The sequence below is a fragment of the Rhodococcus sp. NPDC055024 genome, assembly GCF_053608585.1.
Genome location: NZ_JBSGVT010000006.1, coordinates 258,334 through 280,822 on the forward strand (window position 1 = coordinate 258,334; position 22,489 = coordinate 280,822).

Annotated in this window: 6 protein-coding genes and 1 tRNA gene; 3 read left to right on the forward strand and 4 right to left on the reverse strand. The window is 63.2% G+C overall.

The genetic code is table 11. The features are described from left to right. The first annotated feature begins 41 nt into the window (after positions 1-41). Both ACWF6P_RS15685 and ACWF6P_RS15690 read left to right on the forward strand, forming a co-directional pair. Entirely contained in the window at positions 42-857 is an 816-nt protein-coding gene (locus ACWF6P_RS15685; RefSeq protein ID WP_230814902.1) for an ABC transporter, read from the forward strand. A 478-nt stretch (positions 858-1,335) separates the two neighbouring features. Further along, entirely contained in the window at positions 1,336-2,133 is a 798-nt protein-coding gene (locus ACWF6P_RS15690) for an ANTAR domain-containing protein (protein ID WP_452621594.1), read from the forward strand. A gap of 128 nt (positions 2,134-2,261) precedes the next feature. On the opposite strand, the gene ACWF6P_RS15695 is transcribed toward ACWF6P_RS15690, so the two are convergent. Beyond that, a tRNA-Thr gene (locus tag ACWF6P_RS15695) sits at positions 2,262-2,333 on the reverse strand. A gap of 122 nt (positions 2,334-2,455) precedes the next feature. Here ACWF6P_RS15695 and ACWF6P_RS15700 point away from each other — a divergent pair. Further along, positions 2,456-3,883: a threonine/serine ThrE exporter family protein gene (locus tag ACWF6P_RS15700; RefSeq protein ID WP_452621595.1), complete on the forward strand. Its 1,428-nt coding sequence runs from the start codon at positions 2,456-2,458 to the stop codon at positions 3,881-3,883. Between the two features lie 84 nt (positions 3,884-3,967). Here ACWF6P_RS15700 and ACWF6P_RS15705 read toward each other — a convergent pair whose 3' ends face one another. The 3 genes from ACWF6P_RS15705 to ACWF6P_RS15715 all read right to left on the reverse strand — a co-directional run bounded on the left by ACWF6P_RS15705 (position 3,968) and on the right by ACWF6P_RS15715 (position 22,401). Further along, a complete protein-coding gene (locus ACWF6P_RS15705; protein WP_003945538.1) occupies positions 3,968-4,216 on the reverse strand; it encodes an MbtH family protein in 249 nt (82 codons plus the stop codon). Then, positions 4,213-5,559, reverse strand: a complete 1,347-nt coding sequence (locus ACWF6P_RS15710; protein WP_452621596.1) for a lysine N(6)-hydroxylase/L-ornithine N(5)-oxygenase family protein — start codon at positions 5,557-5,559, stop codon at positions 4,213-4,215. Before ACWF6P_RS15710 ends, ACWF6P_RS15705 begins: the two co-directional genes overlap by 4 nt. Before the next feature lie 150 nt (positions 5,560-5,709). Next, a complete protein-coding gene (locus tag ACWF6P_RS15715) occupies positions 5,710-22,401 on the reverse strand; it encodes an amino acid adenylation domain-containing protein (protein WP_452621597.1) in 16,692 nt (5,563 codons plus the stop codon). Between the last annotated feature and the right edge of the window lie 88 nt (positions 22,402-22,489).

Here is a 22,489-nt window from a genome sequence, read left to right on the forward strand (position 1 = left end):
ATCCAGGTGAGTGTTTGTGTGTTACCGGTTACAGTTAACGCATGAAACTGCTGGAGATGCTCACGCTTCCCCTACGTGCGGGCATTGCAGCCGCAGAGATCAGTTTGGGGATCGCCGAGCTGACGGTGACGACAGTTCGCATCGCCGTCAGTAATACCGGTGCCGTGACGGCGGGCGCTGCCACCCTGGCAAGCCCCCGCGGACCCATGCAGATGATCCAGCAGTTGTCTTCGCTTACTGCAGACGATCGGCCCATCGGGCAGGCCTTGGCCCCCGGTGGGCCGCTCGACCGGCTGCTCTCACCTGGCGGTCCGGTCGACAAACTGACTGCACCCGACGGCACACTCGAACGACTACTCGCTCCCGGCGGACCACTCGAAAGACTTCTGGCCCCGGGCGGACCGTTGGATCGAGTGCTCGCCGAGAATGGCGCTTTGGAGCGGTTGCTCGCCCCGGACGGACTCCTCGACCGAATGATGGCCGAGGACGGCCCACTGGAACGCCTGACAGCACAGGACGGTGCCGTCGAACGCCTGACTGCCAAGGACGGCGTCATCGATCGCGCACTTGCCGAGAACGGCATCCTCGAAACACTCTTGGCGGAGAACGGTGCCTTCGAACGGCTCATCGCCGAAGGCGGCCCGCTTGACCAGATCGTTGCACTGTCCGACACCTTGACTTCGCTTGCTCCCAACCTCGAGCGTATGAGCGCGAGCATCGAGGTACTTCAGGAAACAGTCGGAATCCTCAGTGCTGCAGTCGGTCCACTCGGAGAACTGGCCGGCAAACTTCCCAATCGATGGCTCAAGAGCCGAAGCGATCGCCCAGGGCCGGACCTTCCGATCGAATCGGCATAACAGACGGTTACTCGCCGATTACGCGGTCAGTTGTTGATCACGATATTGAGATTGATGATGATTCCGCCGAAAGTCAGGATCGTGTTGGCCAAGCCGACCGTCATTCCACTGTTCAGAGCCGCGATCAGTCCGTTCATCGTCGTATCCCCTTCACTGTCTACGGGTTACGCGTACAAGATTGTGCGCTGGCGCTGACAATAGGCCAAGTTCGCGACCTGCGCGCCATTGCGGAGAAAACTTGTACTTCGGTCGCAGTTTTCACGTTAACTGTTGCAGGACAACATAATTCCGAAGTTGGCGCACTACCCGCTAATGGCCGAATCAAACATCACGATTGGGCATACGTGGCGCGCCCCACATAACCGTCCGGCCCATCAGACACTTGTCCACCGAAACAGAGTGCACAACAGTTAGTCCGGTGCAACAATGAGACGAATCGGACATGCCTGCGACGTGATGGGGAAGGGTGGTTGAGACAATGACGGCGCCGCGCATTGCCAGGGAACACCGCACCCCTGCCGGGGGCCGAAATTCCGCTGCGCAGGACAGCTTGGATGCCGCCTCGGACGCCTTGCAATCGCTCTACGCACACCTCGATCCACATGCCCAGGCAGAGCAATTCCTCGAACAGGTCTGCAAGCATGCCGTCGACCTCATCGCCGACGCCGACATGGCCGGCATTGCCATCGGGGGTTCGGATTCGACGTTTCGAACCGTAGCCGCCACCCACCAACTTGTTCGTACCGTCGACTCGATCCAATTCCGACTGAATTACGGACCGAGCGTGACGTCATCACGCACCGGCACGGTTGTACGCGCACATGCCAGCGAAGCCCACAGCCGGTGGCCTCAATTCGCAAGCGCGGCAAAGGCAGTCGGCGCCGTCAGCTTCTTGTCGATGCCGCTACCCGGTAGAGATCGCCCGCTCGGAACTCTCAATCTCTACAGCCACGACCTCCGAGGTTTCACCGGAGCCGACGCGGCATTGCTCCAACTCTTCGCCGTCACCTCGGCCTACGCACTGCACAGCTCGCAGCGCCTCGACATGGCCAGAAAGCACGCGATGGACCTCGAGCGTGCACTCGAATCGCGAGGCGTCATCGAACAGGCCAAGGGCATCATCATGGGCACCCACCGCGTCGACGCCGACCGAGCCTTCCGCATCCTCATCCAGGACTCGCAGCGAAGCAACGTCAAACTGCGAGTGATTGCCCAGCAGTACATCGACGGCGCGATCGACCCGCGCCAGGCTTCGAACAAGCCTGAGACCAACTGAACCTGGCAGGCAGCCGAGAGACCTGGCAAACACAGCGTCTCGGCAAACGCAGCACCTGAGCAAACACAGCACCCGAGCAAACACAGAGGCACCCACCACATTCTCGGTGAGTGCCTCTGAGTTTTCGGAGCCTCCTGTCGGGATTGAACCGACGACCTTTCGCTTACAAGGCGAGTGCTCTACCACTGAGCTAAGGAGGCGAAGACCGACGCGTTGCCGCGACTGACTTTGCGGAGCCATCATATCCAAGCCGTCACGGTGGCCGCGCCCGGGTCACGTTAGATAGCGTGGGCCCCATGCGCAACTCCCACTCCGCCCCCTGATGGCGAAATTCACCGAAGTACTCACACGCCTGACGGGAAACCGGCAAGCCACCGTCGACACGGTCACGTCGGCTCCCGCGCCGCTTCAACCGATCGACCTGACAGACGACGCCGTCGTCGCAGAGGTCCTGGACCTCGCGGTTCGGGTAGGCGAAGTCCTCCTCGCATCCGGAACCGCAGCCATGGACACCGCTGAGCAGGTGCAGTTCATCGCCGCCACGTACGGCCTGGCCCAGTGTGACGTCGACGTCACGTACAACTCGATTGTGCTCTCTGCCTATCGCGGCCCCACGCGACCGCCGGCGAGCACGATGCGCATCGTCCACTACCGGTCGATGGACTTCACGCGACTGGCGGCTGTCGACCGTCTGACGCGTCGCATCCGCCGTGAGGCGATCACCCCGGACCAAGCGCACGACGCTCTCACAGCCATCACGACGGCGCCGCACCCGTACAACCGGTGGACCGCGACAATGGCCTGGGCGGCGATGGCGGCTTCGGTCTCCGTCCTGCTCGGGGGCGGGTTCCTCGTTGCCACAGTCGCGTTCTTGACGACGATGGTGATCGACCGCGTCAACCGTGTGCTGAACCGGTTCGGCCTGCCGTTCTTCTTCCAGCAGGTTGTCGGCGGTCTCATCGCGGCTGCGCCCGCTGCCACGCTCTATACATTTCAGGACCAGCTGGGGATCAGTATCCGGCCGTCGTTGGTCATCGCGGCCGGAGTTGTCGTCCTACTGTCCGGGCTGTCGTTGGTGGGCTCGGTCCAGGACGCGATCATGGGTGCACCCATTACAGCTGTCGCGCGGTTCTTCGAAGTGGTGATGATGACGGGCGGCATCATCGCGGGTGTCGCAATCTCACTGCGGATGACCGGAATGTTGGGTTCGACGCTTCCACCGATCAACGTCGAAGTATCGACCATCACCCAGTTGCCGATCCTCATGCTCTCCGGCGCCTGTGCGTCGGTCTTCTATGCACTCGCCTGCTACGCCGAGCGTCGTGCACTCACCGCGGCGTTCCTGGGCGGTGCGGCAGGCAGTGGTGTGTCGATCTTCGTGCAGACACTCGACGTCGGCCCCGTGATCGCGGCCGCGATCGCAGCGACAGTCGTCGGCCTTGCCGGTGGTCTGATGGCTCGCCGCGCCCTGACGCCTCCGCTGGTTGTCGCGGTCGCAGGCATCACTCCGCTGCTCCCCGGTCTTTCGCTGTACCGAGGCCTGTACGCGCTGCTCAACGACCAGGTACTGATCGGGTTGACCGCCTTGCTGTCGGCCTTCGGTATCGGCTGCGCCCTCGCCGCGGGCGTGACGCTCGGCGAATGGGGAGCGCGGACGCTGCGTCGTCCACGAATTCTGATGCGCGTGGACTCGCTACGTCGACCGATGGTCCGCAAGCGAAGGCGTCGAGTTCCCATCACCGAGAGATAGGCGTCGTTCAAGCAGAAGGAGCTGGGCACCCGACGGTGCCCAGCTCTTTTCTGTTCACTCGGGGGTTTCCGAGCGGTGAGAGAATCAGCTCTCGACTGCGTGCTTTCCGCCGGCAGCCTGATCGGCTTCCATGGCTTCGCGCAGGCTCTTCGGACGCATGTCGGTCCAGTTCGCCTCGACGTATTCGAGGCATGCCTTGCGGCTGTCTTCACCGAACACCACGCGCCAGCCGGCGGGGACCTCGGAAAACGTGGGCCACAGCGAGTGCTGGTCCTCGTCGTTCACCAGCACGTAGAAGCGGCCGTCTTCGTCATCGAAAGGGTTAGTGCTCATCTCGCCTCACTCGTTACGTACGTGTCTTGTGCGCCCAGACTAGCAAGCGCACCAGTTCGGTTCTGGTGGCTCAGTACCGACGCCAGAATCTCCCCCGCCCGCACTGCCACGTTCGACAGCAGCGACGACGTCAATCCGTGAGTCTGTTCTGTCCCACCCTGCAGATAGATACCGCCTGTCACGTCCTCCGTTACAGCCAGTCGATAATCCCGACTGACGTTACGCGGAACGGACGAATCCGGCACGAGTTCACCCAACAAATTGTCCAGCGGTGCCGGGGTGAAACCCGTGGCCAGAATGAGTGCGTCGCACGAGAGCGTGTCGGTCAAGCCGTCGAGATTGCTACGAACAGCCAGTTCGATGCCGGATTCGGTCTCCACGGAACTCGTGATCTCCGAGGCCCGACGCATGAACAGCCGCCGCGGCCCGCGAACCATCTCCTGGTACTCGGTGGCATAGAGCTTGTTGATCAGTTCGATGTCGACGACCGAGTAATTGGTACTGCGGTGCAAATCGAGAAGTCGACGTCGTTCCGCGGCGTCGGCGCCGTGCAGTTGGTCGACGGCTTCGGGATCGAAGATGCGATTTGCGTAGGGGCTGTCGTCTGCCGGGCTGTAGCCGTAGCGGGCAAAAACACTGTGGACTTCGGCGTTCGGGTAGTTCGCGTGCAGGTAGTCGACGATCTCCGCGGCACTCTGACCGGCGCCGAGAACGACGAACCTGTTGTGCACGGGCTCGGGCATTGCTTCGAGGTGGAAGAGGAACTGGTGATTGTGGAAGCACCGGGACGACGGCGTTGCCCACTCCGGGATCCGCTCTTTCAGTCCGGCGCCGACGACGATGTTGCGCGCGATCACCGTTTCACCGTCGGCCGTGCGAACCGCAAAGCGATCGATCACGCCGTCGGAGTTCCTGATGCCCTCGACCCCGTCGACGGTCGTACCGAACTGCACGTCCGCGTCGACTCGTCGAGCTGCCCAGCACAGGTAGTCGTTGAACTCGTGGCGCGTGGGAAAGAAGGTCTGGTGGTTGACGAAGTCGACCAGACGCCCCTGCTCGAACAGATACGAGAAGAAGCTGTATCCACTCTGCGGGTTGCGGAACGTCACCAGGTCCTTCGGAAACGCGATCTGCATCGTGGCACCGTCGAGCAGCATCCCGGGATGCCACGCGAACTGAGACTGCTTTTCGAAGAACCGCGCGTTCACCCGATCAACGGCTGCACAATTTGCGTTGTGTTCTTCGACAGCGATGGCCAGCGCAAGGTTGGCCGGACCGAACCCGACGCCGACGATGTCGACCACGGCGGGTTCGGCGCTGGAGTCTCTCGGTGATTCACTCATTACAGGTAGTCCATCCCCGACGGGACGACCTGGTACGGCCGCCAATCGATGTCCCGAAGTAAGTAGCAAAGGCTACCCTTAATGAGGTGAGGGTATCAACACTGCGAGCCCCCGTATAGCGGTCGACCCCGCGGAGCGATGCGACGTATGTCATAGTTTCGCCCCCTCGCTCACGTCATCGCCTTCGACGAGCGCCGCAGCCTCGATCACGTCGACCAGCTGACCTGCCCATTCACGGACCGCGCCCGCATCGACGCGGTCGGCACGGAACCCGAGAGTTGCAAAAACAGGCCCTTCGCCGACCGGCTCGTAAAAACTCAACGCCACATCGGCATCGGGCACTCCCACCGGAATCGGTACGAGAGAACCGAAGTCGCCGAGCCCGTCCAAATCGGCCTGTTGGTGATGGATCACCATCACCTGAGGTCTCATGGTCGCCGGATTACCCAGTGCCTGCTCGACATACACATATGAGACGTCCTGATTGCTCAGCGCTTCCAGATTGTTTTCCCGGATGCGAGCCAGCAACTCTGCAAACGTCGGACTACCGGACGTATCCGTGCGCAGGAGAACAACATTGAAGAACGATCCGATCATCGGTTCGAGACGGGGATCCGACCTGCCCGCAACCAATGAACCGATAGGAAGATCGGTACCCGCGCCGGCCTTCGTGAGAACGCTGGCAAGTGCGGCCTGCAGGACCATGAACATACTCGTGCCGGTGCGCGCAGCCAGGGCGTCGATTCTGGCGTGCAGATCCGCGTCGATGTCGACAGCGACCACGTCACCTCGCTGCTCCGAGTCACCTTCCGGCAACGGAAGATTCACACTGGTCGGTATTCCGTCGAGCGCATCCTGCCAGTACGCAAGTTGCTTCGACGCACGACTGGTGCCATCCGAGGGGTCTCCCAACAGCTCGTCGGACCACACGGTGTAGTCGGCGTACGTCAACGCCAACTCGTCCCAGATCGGTTGATCTCCCTGCGACCTGGCCGCATAGGCCGAGACCAGATCTCCCAGCAAGGGCACAACGGACCACTCGTCGACGGCGATGTAGTGCATGACGAGAAGCAGTGTCCGAGAGCCGTCTTCACCGAGCACCAGATGAACCCGCAACGGCGATTGCTCACGCAGATCCATCGGAAGTTGAGCCAGTTCGAACACCACTCGACCCACATCGCCGGCGCCGACATCGACCACATCGACAGTCGGTCGCACCGATTCTCTTGCCACGACGATGCCGTCGACCTCGACGAAGGTTGTCCGCAGTGGTTCGTGCCGCGACGTCACATCGTCCAAGGCGTGGCCGAGAATCTCCGGATCGATCTTCGATTTCAGGGTCAGTGCCAGAGCGTGGCTTGCTTGCGCGTGCTCGCCGGCCGCGCGGAACAACTCCCACTGACGACGTTGCGGCGCAGACAGACCCATCGTCTCCGGACGTTTCACCGCCGGCGCCAGGATCGGACGCCCACCTTCCGAACGCGCAACGACGGCGGCCAACTCCGCAACACTCGGCGCGTCGAAAACGTCTCGAATACTGACGTCCACGCCGAACGCTTCGCGAATGCGACCGACCAGTTTCATCGATGCCATCGAATGCCCACCGAGTTCGAAGAAACTGTCGTGGACTCCGACGCTCCGGAGTTGCAGTATCTCCGCGAAGGCAGCCGCGACCGTGGACTCCACCGCCGTGCGAGGAGCAACATCTCCCGCCAGCTCCGACCAGTCCGGGGCAGGCAGCGCCTTACGGTCGAGCTTTCCGTTGGGCGTCAGCGGCAGCGGACCGTCAAGGGCGACAACCAAGGTCGGAACCATGTAGTCGGGCAACGACACTGCCGCGAGGTTCCGCACTGCCGTCGTATCGACGACAACACCGGGTTCCGGTGACACGTACCCGACCAGGCGCGTGATTTCGCCCTGTCGATCCGCGACGACCGTCGCCTGCTTCACCGATGGATGGGCACTGAGTGCTCCGATGATTTCACCCAATTCGATTCGGAAACCGCGGATCTTGACCTGATCGTCCACGCGGCCGAGGAAGTCGATGTTCCCGTCCGAGCGCCACCGTGCGCGGTCCCCGGTGCGGTACATACGATCGCCCGCGCCGAAGGGATCTGCGATGAATCTCTGTGCCGTCAGATCGAATCGGCCCAGGTACCCTCGGGCCAAGCCGCGGCCTGCGATGTACAGTTCGCCGGATACCCCCGGCGGAACCGGACGCAGTTGATCGTCGAGCACATACGCCTGTTCGTTGGGATCGGGGATTCCGATGGGCACAGCACCGTTCCAACCGGGCTCCGCCTGCCACAGTGTGTTGTTCACCGTGGCTTCGGTGAGGCCGTACGCGGCAAGCAAATTCAGCCGTTCCGCCCATCGCCCGATCAGCTCCGGCGGCACCGTCTCGGTTCCTACCAACACCGTGCAACCCTGCGGTACTTCGCATCCTGCCGGCAGGGCGGCCAGCAACGAGGGAGGGATGATTGCGTGGGTCACGCGATTGCTCGTCATGAAATCCGTGAGCGCCGGACCGGCAACGCGGGCGTTCTGCGGCACGATCACCAGGGTGCTGCTCGTGCACAGAGCCATGGCCAACTCGAATACCGCGACGTCGAAGCCGACCGAAGCGAACTGCATCACCACCGAACCCGGTACCAGTCGCATCCGAACCTCGGCTGTGGCAACAAGGCTCGGGATACCGTCATGGGAGAGGACAGCTCCCTTCGGCTTGCCGGTCGATCCCGAGGTGTAGATGACGTACGCCGCGTGGCTGACGCCGACTGGTGGCCTGGGGGTCTCGACGATCACTGCCTCGTCCAGTTCCCTCCGGATCAACGGATCGTCCAGGAGGATTCGCTCGACACCGACCACATCGTCGATTCGAGAACTCTCCTCGGAGGTGGACAGCAGTATCGAGGCGCGGGAATCGGTGAGCATGTACGTGATGCGCTCGCTCGGGTGACTCAAGTCCAGGGGAAGATACGCTGCCCCCAGCTTGAGCACGGCGAGGACCGACGCGACCATCTCCACCGAGCGCGGGACGGCAAGTCCCACCACGTCTTCGACCGACACTCCGTGCCGATACAGCAGACCGGCTATCCGATCACACTGCTCGGAAAGCTCGCGGTAGGTGACTTGCCCCGCCTCGTCGCGCACGGCGATCGCCTCGGGTGTAGCAACGACCCCACGCGCAAAAGCGTCGTAGAACGTCTCTTCCGGCACGTCGACGGCGGTGTCGTTGAACGAGGTGACAACCTGTTCGAGTTCGCCTGGCAAGAAGATGTCGATCTCACCGATCTCGATGTCGGCCGATTCCACGACTGCCGCGATCACCGATTCCAATCGATTCGAAATTCGCTGTGCGGTCTCGCGATCGAAGAGGTCGCTGCCGTATTCGAGCCGGATATCGATGCAGCCTTCGTCGCCGAGATACTCGGTGAAATTGAACACCAGATCGAACTTGGCCGTGTATTCCTCGAGTTCGAACGGATCCCCGCCCATTTCCTCGCGACTGTGATAGCCGACCATGACCTGGAACAGCGGGTTGCGGGCCAAAGTACGCGACGGATTGAGACGCTCCACCACAGTTTCGAACGGAACGTCGGCGTTGGCGAAGGCCTCGAGATCTCCCTCGCGAACGCGATCCACCAACTGCCGGAACGTCGGGTTACCCGACGTATCCGTGCGAAGCACAATGGTATTGACGAAGAAGCCGACGAGTTCGTCGAGCCCCTGTTCACTGCGCCCGGCCACGGGAGCCCCGAGCGGAAGGTCTTCACCAGCACCGAGCGCGGTCAGCAACGCCGCCGACGCCGCGTGCAGGACCATGAACATCGAACTCTGGCTCTCGCGCGCCAGATCTCGCAGTGCAGCAGTGGTGTCTACGCCTAACCGTGTCACCACTGCACCACCGGAGAAACTCGGTCTTGCCGGTCGGCTCCGGTCGGTGGGGAGCAGCAGTTCTTCCGGGGCTCCGTCCAAACTTTTCGCCCAGAAGTCCAACTGCGCACTCAGGACGCTCGACGGATCGTCGGCGCTGCCCAGCAATTCCCGTTGCCACAGGGTGTAATCCGCGTACTGAACGGGAAGCGGTTCGAAAGCTGGTTCTTCGCCCTGAATACGAGAGGAGTAGGCAGACATCAGATCCCGAAGGAAGGGGCGATCGGACCATTCGTCGGTAGTGATGTGATGCAGGACGATCACGACCACTACGGCGTCGTCCGCCCAGATCAGACGTGCGCGGATCGGAATCTCGTTCGACAGGTCGAACGGACGACCCACTGCCACTGCAACTTCGCCGGCGACGTCGGATTCCGCTGAAGGAACTGTCTCGATATGAACTGTCTCGACCGGAACCGTCGCCGATTGGAGAATGATCTGTTCCGGTGTTCCGTCCACCAACCGGAACACCGTGCGCAACGATTCGTGTCGTTCCACGACGTCATCCAGCGCCGCCGCGAACACATCCGCGTCCAGAGCACCGTCCAGGCGGAGCACGATCGGGAAGTTGTAGGCCGCGGAGCTCTCCTCCATCTGTCCGATCAGCCACAATCGCTGTTGAGCTGCAGAAAGAGGAAGGTGATCCGGTCGAGGCTTCGCCACCAGTACCGGCCGCGTCGATCCCTGCTCGGCCACAATACGTTCCGCGAGTTCCGCGACAGTCGGCGCTTCGAAGAGATCACGCATGGTCAGACTGTTGGGAATGGCGATCCGCGTGCGACTGATCAGTTTGGTGGCCAGAAGCGAGTGCCCACCGAGGTCGAAGAAGTTGTCGTCGACACCGATACCCTCCACGTCCAGCACGTCCGAGAAGAGTTCGCACAGGACCTCTTCCGTGTGGTTCCGGGGCGCGATCGCCATCCCACTCCGCTCCCCCAGCACTGAATCGGCCGTGGGCAGCGCCTTGACGTCGAGCTTTCCGTTGACGGTCATCGGTAGTGCCTCCACTTCGATCACCACAGCCGGAACCATGTAGTCGGGTAGGAGAACTCGTGCTCGCGCACGGTAATCGTGCGCGACGCCCAGGCGCACCGGTGTCACGTAACCGACGAGCCTCTTGACTCCACCTGCCCCGACGTCGACCACCACCGCTGCTTGACGCACGTGTTCGTCGGATTCGAGAACGGAGACGATTTCGCTCGGCTCGATCCGATGACCTCGGATCTTCACCTGGTCGTCGGTGCGGCCGAGGAAGTCCAGGTTTCCGTCACCGCGTCGACGCACCAGATCGCCCGTGCGGTACATGCGTTCTCCGGTCCCGGCAGGATCGGCGACGAAACGCTCGCACGTCAGCGCGAAGCGTCCGAGGTAGCCGCGAGCCAAACCGGCTCCGGCAATGTACAGTTCGCCGGCAACTCCGTCGGGAACCGGACGCAGCCAGCCGTCGAGAATGTGCGCAGTCGTGTTCCAGATCGGCTTGCCGACGGTCGGGGTGTCGCTGTCGGACGTTCCGCCGCCGAGGGTGTTGATCGTGTATTCCGTCGGTCCGTAGAGGTTGTAACCTACGGTTCCTTCGGTGTCGCGCAGCTTGTTCCACACCGAATCCGGAACGGCTTCACCCCCGAGCAGGACAAGCGGCGGGCGGTGTTGTCCCACACCGTCGTCGAGAAGTCCGCTCTCGATCAGGTGCGTCGCGTAGGTCGGCGTCACGTTGACGACGTCGATGTCCTGTGCGTCGCAGTACGCAACCAACGCCTCGGCGTCACGACGCAGATCCTCGTCGCAGATGTGCACCTCGTGGCCTTCCACGAGCCACAGCAGTTCCTCCCACGACATGTCGAAGGCGAAGGACACGGTGTGCGCGATCCGCAGGCGTCGGCCCGCCGCGGCGATCACCGGTTCGAAGATCGCCTCGCGGTGGTTGAACTGCATGTTCGTCAGGCCGCGGTAACCGGTGACCACGCCCTTGGGCTTGCCGGTCGAACCGGAGGTGTAGATGACGTACGCGGGGTGGTCGAGTCGATGCGGTGTCCCCGGGGCGAATGCTCCGAGTTCCGACGCGGAGAGCGCCCGCGCCGAGATCGTCAGTCTCCTTGCCGCTGTGTCCGGCTCGTCGATCACGATAGTGCGGACGTCCGCTCCTTCGAACTTCGATGCGGCGGCAACGGTCGTCAGCAACACGACAGGATGCGCGTCGTCGATCATCACGGCCAACCGCTCGGCGGGGTGGTCGAGTTCGAGGGGCAGGTAGGCGGCACCGGTCCGCAATACGGCGAAGAGGGCGACGACCATGTCCACCGACCGTGGTAGACCGAGAGCCACGATCTTTTCCGGGCCGGCACCGCAGTTAATCAGCAACCGCGCCATCCGGTTGATCTCGCCGTCGAGATCGGCGTAGGTCATCCGGCGCTTCCCGAACACGAGTGCAGTGTCGTTCGGTTGCGCCGACGCCGCCTCTTCGAACAGGTCGGCAATGGTGCGCTCCGGCAACTCTCGGCTCTGCGTCTGTTGCACCACTGCGGGAACCGGTGTCGCAACGACCGAACCTGTCATGTCCTGCGACCAACTCTGCAACAGTTCGACGAAGTGACCCAGTAGGTCCTCGGCTCGACGCGCGGTCACCAGATGCGGATGGAACTCGAACTTGACGTTGACGGTGGCGCCCGGTGTGACCACGACGGTCAGCGGATAGTGCGTGTGATCGATGCTGTCGCTGCCACTGACGTCGTGGGCGGCATTGAGAGCGTCTACTTGCTTCTCGTCCACGAAGTTCTGCAGGACTATCAGCACGTCGAACAACTGACGATGCTCGGAGACACGTTGGATCGATGCCAAGCCGAGGTAGTCGTACGGCATCAGCGAGAGACGATCCGCCTGCGTGCGGCGAAGAAATTCCTCGACGCTCTCGTTCGGATTCAATTGCAGCCGAACGGGAACCGTGTTGAGGAACATTCCCACCACGGTGTCGATTCCCGGCACCTCGGGAGGCCTTCCGGCAACGGTGGAGCCGAAGACGACGTCCTGTCGACCGGTGGCCGACGCCAGCACCAGTGCCAGCGCTGCGTTCAGTACCGTGTTGAACGTGACGCCGGACGCGGCAGCGCGCTCACGCAATGCACGCGAAAGCGATTCCGACAGAACCACATCACGGCGATCCGGAAGCTGACGTTCGGCGCCCGGCGCCGGCTCGGCAACAAGCGTCGGCTCTTCGAGTCCCGCCAGCGCTCCGCGCCACGCCTCGTCGGCGGCAGCTCCGTCGCGGCCGGCCAACCAGGCGAGGTAGGTCTCGAACGACCCCTCGGGTTCGCCGAAGGTGCTGTCGTCGCCGCCGGTGTCGTAAAGCGCCAGAAGCTGGCTGACGACAAGGCCGTTGGACCAGCCGTCCCACAGCAGGAACTGCCTGTTGATCACCAGGCGATCGTGTCCCCCAGGAAGATGCAGCACGCTCATACGCCACAGCGGCGGCGCGGTCAGGTCGAATGGAGTCACTCTGTCTTGGGCAGCAATGCCGTCGGCGCGCTCACGCGCAGTCGAGTCGTCCAGTTCACGGAGATCGTGGACGGCAACCGGAACGTCGAGTCCCACGCTGAAGAACTGCACCGGCTCGTTCAGACCTTCGCTCACGAATCCCGCACGCAGGGTGGGATTTCGTCGTTGAAGTGTCCGGGCGGCCGCAGCCAACCTGTCTACATCGAGCGTGTGTCCGAAGTCCATCGAGAACTGTGCCGTGTAAATGTCCCCGCCAGCACTGTCACCGCTGTCTGAGTATCCGGCCTGGAAGTACAGGCCTTCCTGCAAGGGTGAGAGCGGGAGGATGCTGCTGACACCTGTCGGGCTCGCGTCGGCTATCGCGTCGATCTCGGCCTGACTCAGGTCGAGCAACCCCACATCGGACGGAGTCAGGATGGGAGGCCCGTCGTGCTCCGCAGCCGCGACCGACAGATCACCGAGCGCCGAAACCCAGCCGTCGGACAGTGCCCGCGCGTCCTCCTCGGACAAATCTTCACTTGCCCAGGCGAAGTCGGCGCGAAGCTCCGAATCCACACTGACGACATTGACGATCAGCCGGTACGGCCCTCCCATGTCCGCGTCGGGATCGGTGGACATGGCTTCGGATTCGGCTGCCAGGGACCATGCGGTCGATCCAGCAGCCGCCGAACGTCCGAGGTAGTTGAACAGGATCTGAGATTCGGATCGCCCCGCCAATGTCGGTGCCGTGCGGGCGTTCACGTACCGCAACATTCCGTAGCCGATACCGCCGTCCGGTGCACTGCGCAGGCTCTCCTTCACCTCGCGCAGTGTGGCTACCGGGTCGGTCCCGGCGTGCAGTCGCGTGGGCGCGATGGTGGTGAACCAGCCGACTGTTCGCGACAGATCGGTTCCCGGTACCAATTCCTCGCGGCCGTGCCTTTCGAGATCGACCAGAAGTTCACGCTCGCTACGACCGGTGGAACGACGCCAGTGATCGACGGACATCGTCAGTGCTGCCAGCAGAACGTCCGTTCCCTCCGCACCCACCAGTGCCGCAACCGATCCAAGTGCCGCCTCGGAGATTGCTCCGTCCACCGTGACCGTGCGTCTCGAGCCTCCGGATACAACGGCATAGCCCTCGACACCGGGAATCAGATGCGCGCCCGGAGCGGTCACCGTCAGCCAGTGATCGAGTTCGGCAAATCGATGAGCCGAGTGGGCGTGTTCGGCCACCGTGCGGGAGAAGGTGCGCAGCGAAGTTCCGACACCATCGAGTGCGGCGGGCTCTCCGGCCTCGACCGCCACCCAGGCCATCGCCAAGTCCTCGAGCAGGGTTCCCCAGGACACGCCGTCCACGACCAGGTGATGCGCAACTATGGCGAGCCGCCCGAGATTCTCGGCACCACAATCGAACCAGACCACCGAGATCATCCGCCCAGCAGACGGATCCAATCGACTGGTCGCTGTTTCGGAGTGCTCAGTGACGCGTGTTCGCAGCTCGGCGTCGCCCAGTCCCCGCGCGTCGACTCGTTCGACGATGTCCGCTGCCCGGACGCTGCCGGGTTCCTGCACCCGCGCCGACCACATTCCGCGGTCGTGTCGGATCAAGGTTTGCCGAAGCCCGTCGTGGTGATCGAGTACGGCCTGCAACGCGCCGGTGATCGATTCGAGAGATGTTGCCGGAGAATGGATCAGAACTGACTGATTGAAGCGATCGGTATTGCCCGTCCATTCGGACAAGCGGTGGACCACCGGCAGCGGAACCAGATCACCCACGCCGATGTCGGTCGTGACAGTAGTTGCCGAGGTGACAACATCACCCACTGCTGCGGCGATCGCAGCGGGAGTACGCAATTCGAAGATCTGACGCGGGGTCAGTACTACCGAATCCCGACGAGCCAGGTTGACCAGTCGGATCGCCAGAATACTGTCGCCGCCCAGCGTGAAGAAGTCGTCGCGCACCCCGACGCGGGGCAGTCCGAGAACCGTCGCGAAATGCCCGGCGAGGAGGTCTGCAACACCCGAAGAGATACCTCCCACCGTTTCGCCCACCTGTGCCGCGAAATCCGGTGCAGGCAGTGCCCTCCGGTCGAGCTTGCCGCTCGGACTCAGTGGCAGTGACTCCAGCCGCACGAAGGCGCTGGGCACCATGAACTCCGGAAGCACCGACAACAACTGCCCTCGCACCGCAGCTTCGTCAACGTCTCCGACCAGGTAGGCAACCACCTGTGCGCGGTTACTCGGACCGTCGGAGCGGACGATCACGGCACTTGCCGCGACTCCGGGGCACAGCGCCAACTGAGCTTCGATTTCACCGAGTTCGATGCGGAATCCACGAACCTTCACCTGCTCGTCGACGCGGCCGAGGTACTCGAGAACTTCGTCGGCATTCCAACGCACGATGTCACCGGTCCGGTACATCCGCGAGCCTGCATGTCCGTACGGGTTCGCCACAAATCTCTCGGAGGTCAATCCCCCACGTCCGTGGTAGCCACGCGCCAGTTGTGGCCCTGCCAGATACAGCTCACCGGTGGCACCGGCCGGAACGTTCTGAAGATACGGATCGAGAACGAACAGTCCTGTGTTGGCGGCGGGTGCGCCGATCGGGACGCTGACGGCGTCGGCCGGAGTGTCCTGCACCGACGGCTGCCAACTGACGTCGACGGCAGCTTCGGTGGGGCCGTACAGGTTGTCCACCAGAGCATTCGGCAGGATGTCCGCGACCTTGCGTGCAACGTGAACGGGCAGTGCCTCACCGCTGCAGTTGACGATTTCGAGGGACGTGCACAGTGCCGCTTTCGGCTCCGCGAGAAACACTTCGAGCATCGACGGAACAAAGTGCACTCGGGTCACGGACTGTTCGACTATGACGTCGGCCAGATAGCCCGGGTCCTTGTGCCCGTCCGGCTCGGCCATCACCAGGGTTGCCCCCACCAGGAACGGCCAGAAGAATTCGGGGACGGAGACGTCGAAACTCGACGGGGTCTTCTGCAGCATCCGGTCAGAGGTGTCCATCGGACGTATCTGCTGCGCCCAGAGCAATCGGTTGACCGCCCCCTCGTGGGTGACCACAACACCTTTGGGGCGACCGGTCGAACCCGAGGTGTAGATCATGTACGCGGCATCCGGGGGCGATCCCGGAACACTCAGCGGATCGGCGGGGAACTGCGCGGACTCCGATACCGTCACCCGCGGAACCGAACCCGAATCGAGTGAAGAATCCTCCGACACCACGACGCACACCGGATCGGCGTCACCCAGCATGTAGGTCAGCCGCTCCGCTGGGTAGCCGGTGTCGAGGGGAACGTACGCTCCCCCGGCCTTGCCGATGCCGAGTATCGCGACCATCAGCTCGATCGAGCGCGGCAAGGCAACGGCCACCAACGATTCGCGTCCGACGCCCCGTTCGCGCAGCAGGTGCGCAAAACGATCAGCGCGAGAGTGAAGTTCGGCGTAGGTAAACACCTCGTCGCGGAAGATCACAGCGGTGGCTTCGGGCGCGCGCTCAGCTTGATCCCGCAGCAGCTCGGTCAGCGTTGCACGCGGCTGGTCCAAGACCGTGCCGACGCTCCCTGGCTGGACGGGTGCCAGCGCGATCCGGCCGATCACCTGTTCGAGATCGCGGGAAAGCTCTGTGAGCACCACTGCGAGAGCTTCGGCCAGCGCCTGCGCGGCGTTGCCGTCCACCTGAGCGGCGTCGTACTTCAGCTCCAACGCCAACCGATCGCCGGGGACGACGATCAGCGTCAGTGGGTAGGCCGGTCGCTCGTCGAATCGAATTCCCGTCAGTCGCACCGAATCCGTCGGATCAGCGATTGCCGTGTTACCGAGGGGATAGTTCTCGAATACGACCAGTGTTTCGAAGTTCTGCTCCAGTCCGCCGGTCCGTCGCAGTTCGGGCAGCCCCACGTACTGATGGTCGAGGAGTTCCGATTGTTCTTCCTGCCAGCGAGAAAGTGCTTGCGAGGCAGGCTCCGCCGGGTCGAAGCGCAGTCGGGCCGGCACAGTGTTGATGAACAAGCCCACCATGGTCTCGATACCGGGTAGGTCGCCGCCGCGCCCCGATACGGTCGAGCCGAACAGCACGTCCGTTCGGCCGGCCATTCGGCCGAGCACCAATCCCCAGGCGCCATGCACCAGTGTGCTCAGCGTGAGTCCGTGTGAGCGTCCGTTGGTCGTCAGTGCGCGAGTGTCACTGCCGGTCAGTTCGACCCGAGTTGCGCGGATTCCGCTGCTGCCGGCACTCGGGGCGGGCAGTTCGACGGCGGGACCGGGAGAGTTCAGTGCCTTCTTCCACACTGCTGCCGAAGCCTCGTGATCGTGACCGGCCAGCCATTCGAGATAGCTGCGGTACGCCGCCGGCGCCGGGAACACGACGTGGGAATCGCCGACGCTGTACGACGCCATCAGTTCCCGCAGCATCACCGGGACCGACCATCCATCTGCAACCGCGTGGTGAATCGACTGCAGCAGAAGATATTTCTCCGAAGTTGCACGGACAAGTGTGTAGCGGACGAGTGGCGGTTGCGCGAGGTCGAACCCACGCGCACGGTCGGCGGAGAGCAGTTCATCGACGTCGGCGCCGGCAACCTCGACTACCGCCATCTCCACGACAGCGCTCGGGTGCACCACCTGCACCACACGGCCGTCACCCAGGACCGAGAATCCGGTGCGCAGCGCCTCATGCCGATCGACGACGGATTGCAGCGCACGGCGCAGCGCCGCACTGTCCACGGTGCCGGTCAGCTCCACAACCTGTTGCACGACATACTGATCCGTCCCCGGATCGGCAAACGCCGAATGGAAGTAGATCCCTTCCTGCAGCGGAGTGAGTGGGAGAATCTCTTCAGCCTTCGGCAACTCGTCCACATCTGCCTGAGCGAGCGCCACCAGAGGGTAGTCCGAGGGTGTGGCTCCGCCGAAGGCTGCGAGCCCGGACACGGCCTTGAGCGAGTCCAGCCACAGCCGCGCAAACCTGTCGATGTCGCTACGCAGGAAGATGTTCGACGCCCAGGTCAGAGTGGCTCGCAGGCGTGGTCCACCGGCGGCGTCCTCGGCTACGACGTCGACAGACAACGCGTGTCCCAACGGCATGGACGGATCGGCAGCGCCGTCCATCGACACCGGGAACCAGGCCCCTTTCGCCGCGGCCGTGCGTCCCAGATAGTTGAGCACCACCTCGGGCGCTGCAAAACTACGCAACTGATCCGAGCCGCCGAGGTGTCGCAATGCTCCGTACCCGAAGCCTGCGTTCGGAACCCGTCGAAGTTGCTCCTTGACGCTCTTGAGAACCCCCGCCAGATCGTCAGTCGCGTCGAGATCCGGAGCGGCTGTGCCGATCTCGAGCGCAACCGGGAACACCGTGGTGAACCAACCGACAGTTCGTGTCAGGTCCACGTGCGCAGCGCCGTCGCCGCGAACGATGTCTTCGTCGCGTCCGTGCCCCTCCAGGTCGATCGTCACCGATCCGGCCCCGCTCCAACGGGTCAGCGCCACGGCAAGTGCGGTGACCAGCACTTCGCTCACATCGGCCCCGAACGCCCTTGGGACACTGCCCAACAGCTGATCTGCAAATTCTGGAGGTAAGGTGATCGACCGCGCCGAAGCGGTGCGCGCGATGTCGATCGCCGGGTCGAGTGCCCGACGCCCGAGACGCGACTGTTGTGCGGCCGTCACCGAGTCCCAGAATTCGATCTCGGTGTCCAGTCGCCCTGCTCCAACCGCTTCTGTAACGAGTTCGGCGTATCTCCTCACCGACGTGCCGACCGGAGCAAGTTCGGGTTCGTCGCCATTCATCGCTGCGATGCCGGCGCGCGCGAGGTCCTCGAGAATGATGCGCCAGGAGACTCCGTCAACCACTGCGTGGTGGACGACCAGCAACAGTCGTCCTGGACCGGTCACGGTGCGGAACAGAACAGCACTGACCATCGTGCCGGCGGCCGGATTCAGACGACCGACGGCTCGCTCGGTCTCGGCGAGGATCAACGGTCCGCATTCTTCGAGAGGTGCCGGCAGTGCACAGGTCTCGAAGACCACAGCCGCTTCGTTTGCCTCCGGAACAAGCAGCGTTCCTTCGGACGTCAACGTCGCACGAAGTGCATCGTGGCGCGCCACCAGGGCGTCGAGCGCCGCCTGGACATGCTCGGATGTCAAGGCTGACGGGGTCTGAATCAGCGCACGCTGGTGGAAGGTTCGCAGTGCATCCGACACTCCGAGAACCCTGGCGGCAATCGGCGTCGTGGCTACGTGGCCGATCGGCTGGTCCCTGTGGTCGACGATCTCAGCCGTTCGGCCGGACTGGGCACGCGCCAGGGCCTCTGCGGTGCGCAGTTGGAACACCTCGCGTGGACTGATCGACAAACCGGCCGCACGAGCCGCGGTCACGAGCGAGATCGCGACGATGCTGTCGCCGCCCAGTGCAAAGAAGTCGTCGGTCACGCCGACTGACTCGAGTCCGACTGCCGACGCGATCAACGTGCAGAATTGTTGTTCTACTTCGTTTCTCGCGGCGACATGCGCACTCAGTTCGGCGAGATCGGGCTCGGGAAGTGCGCGGCGGTCGAGTTTGCCGTTGGCCGTGAGCGGAAACTCGTCGAGGACAGTCACGGTGGTCGGGACCATGTAGTCGGGCAGCTTGCTCGCCGCCCACTCGCGAATGTCCCGTGAGTCGATTGCGAGGTTAGCCCCCGACGCTGCACTCACGTAGGCGGCGAGATACTTTGCGCCTGTGGGTGCTTGACGCACCAGAACTGCCACGTGACGCACTTGGGGGTGCGAGATCACGGCGGCTTCGACATCCTCGAGTTCGAGACGCATGCCACGGATCTTCACCTGATTGTCCGTGCGTCCGAGGAAGTCGAGGGTGCCGTCCGCGGTCCATCGGGCCAAGTCACCGGTGCGATACATCCGGGATCCGGCCAGATCACCGGAAACAAAGGGATCCGCGACAAAACGAGACGCGGTCAATGCCGACGCACCCACGTATCCGCGCCCCAGCAGGAAGCCCGCCGCGTAGAGTTCGCCGCCGGTGCCGACCGGAACCGGTTGCAGGTCGCCGTCCAATACGTACAGGCGAGTGTTGGGGTTCGGGCGCCCGATGGATGTGGCGATTCGTTCCGCGTCCTCGCGGTAGATCACATGGGAGACACCGATAGTCGCTTCCGCCGGCCCGTAGCCGTGATACAGCGTCGTGGACAGTTGGGCGCGGAACCGATCGAAGAGTTCAGGCGTGAGAACTTCACCGCCGCACCACACGTGCTTCAACGAATCGAGCTGATCAGTCCCGTTCGCCAGGTCCAGAAGGATGTCGAGCATCGACGAAACCAGGTAGACGAAGGTGACCGATTCTCCGGCGATCAGGTCGAGCAGGTATTGCGGGTCGCGCTCCCCCTCGGGCTTCGCGATCACCAATCGACCGCCGGATACGAGCGGGAGCAGGATCTCGTTGATCGAGATATCGAACGAGAGTGGAGCTTTGAACAGAGAGGCATCGCCGGACCCGAACCCGAGAATCCGCTCCCGCTGCCACAGCAATCTTGCACAGATTGCCTCGTGGCGGATCATGGCGCCCTTCGGACGACCGGTCGAACCGGACGTGAAGATGACATACGCCAGTTGGGCACCGTGAATACGGACGTCGGGGGTCATGACCTCGGACAGGCGCCAAGGGCCGTCCTCGTACGCCCACGCGGAGAGATCGACCGGAACGGAGTCGTCAGCGCCGTCGGAGGTGAGCACCTGTGTGGCACCGGCATCGGCGAGCACTGATTCGCGGCGCTCTGCGGGCCACGACGGATCCAGCGGCACGAAAGCGCTACCGGCGCACATGGCGGCCAACAACCCCACCACCATCTCGGCGGATCTCGGAAGCCCGATTGCCACAACGGTTTCGGATGCAGCACCGCGAGAGATCAAGTGTGCGGCGAGCTGCGATACCCGAGATTCGAGTTCGCCGTAGGTCAGCCGGACGTCGCCGTCGACCACGGCGACGGCGTCCCGATCGGCGGAGAAGCTGCTACGCAACAAATCCGGCACCGTCGTGACGGGCTGCGGCTCTGCTGTGTCGTTCCACCCGTGGAGCACGAGTTCTCGCTCGGCCGGCGCCATGGGGTCGAGTGCCGAGATCGGAAGCTGCGGCTCGGCTACGAACCGATCGAGGAACTGTTCGATTCTGGCGGTGTGATCAGCCAGTTCGCGGTCGAATCCGAACGGTGCGCGGACGTCGATTTCGATCGGTTCCCCGTCCTGTCCGCCGCGCACACTCAGATCAAGGTCGCCGACCCGCCCGGTTACCGAATTACGCACGCGCACCGGGCAACCGCCGAAGGTGAGAGTGTGCTCGAACATCATCGAGTTGATGCCGGGGCCGAAGACCTGACGGTCGGGATCGATCGCCCGAATGTCGCGAGCGAGATCCTCGCCCCGGTACCGCCCGTGCTTGAGAATCGAGATCAGGGCGGTGTCGAGACGAGTTGCCAACTGGCCGATGGTTTCCGAGCGCTCGACTCGAATACTCAGCGGCAGAATCGTCGACGCCATCGAGGGGGTGCGACGCATGTCGCGGCCCACCCGAGCTGCCATCGGCACCGAGACGACGACGTCGTGCTGTCCGGTGGTGCGCGCAATGTATGCGATCAGCGCGGCCATGGGCAGGCGAGTTCGTCGAATCCCGGCGTCGGCCGCATAGCGATAGAGCTGCGCTGCGCGATCGGCATCGAGCGTGAGCATCGCCGAGATCGGCGGCAGCGAATCGTCCACCTGCCCATGCAGAATGCGCGTCGCTTCCGGTCCTGCTTCAACTCGCTCCACCCAGTACTGACGGTCGAGCAAGAACCGTGGAGAGTTTCGATATTCCAGATCGGCTGCAACCACCGCACCGAGTGTCCACAGCGGTGCGGCAGTCTCGAGATTCGGATCGTCGTATCGTTCGGCGACGTCGGCGACGATGAGCGAGATGCCGTACCCGTCGACCACACTGTGGTGATAGCGCTGGTACCAGATGACTCGATCGTCGGCGGTCAGCAGAAGTACCTGGCGGAAAAGCAGATCGTCCGGACCGAAGACCCGAGCCATGTCGGTGTCCATCCACAATTGCGCAGCCGAATCGGGATCCGACTCGCCCCGAAGGTCGAGTACTTCCACGTCCCAGTGCGCCTCCGGAATCGGCACCTGAATCAGCCGGTTGTCGGGATCCACCTGAAAGTGCACGAACAGCGCTTCGACGCGGCCGACGGTGGCCTTGATCGCCGCTGCCGCGCGCTCGACGTCGATCGTGCCGTCGACCTCGACAACCAGTCCGATGTTGTAGACCGGGCTGTTCGGATCGACGTTCTGAGCAACCCACACTTCACGCTGAGCGGCCGTCGCCGGGAGCGCTGCGTCCAGATGGCCACCGCCCGATACAGCCGGGTGAGCTACCTGAGAGTGGTCAGACATCGAGAATCCGATCATCGTCGTTCATGCTCATCGAACGACGAACACCCTCGCCAGTTTAGGGTAGGCTACCCAGGAACGTGAAGGTGCA

Excerpts from the sequence above, each read along its gene's own strand:
- ACWF6P_RS15685 (WP_230814902.1), top strand. The coding sequence starts at position 42 with ATGAAACTGCTGGAGATGCTCACGCTTCCCCTACGTGCGGGCATTGCA.
- ACWF6P_RS15690 (WP_452621594.1), top strand. The coding sequence starts at position 1,336 with ATGACGGCGCCGCGCATTGCCAGGGAACACCGCACCCCTGCCGGGGGC.
- ACWF6P_RS15700 (WP_452621595.1), top strand. The coding sequence starts at position 2,456 with ATGGCGAAATTCACCGAAGTACTCACACGCCTGACGGGAAACCGGCAA.
- ACWF6P_RS15705 (WP_003945538.1), bottom strand. The coding sequence starts at position 4,216 with ATGAGCACTAACCCTTTCGATGACGAAGACGGCCGCTTCTACGTGCTG.
- ACWF6P_RS15710 (WP_452621596.1), bottom strand. The coding sequence starts at position 5,559 with ATGAGTGAATCACCGAGAGACTCCAGCGCCGAACCCGCCGTGGTCGAC.
- ACWF6P_RS15715 (WP_452621597.1), bottom strand. The coding sequence starts at position 22,401 with ATGTCTGACCACTCTCAGGTAGCTCACCCGGCTGTATCGGGCGGTGGC.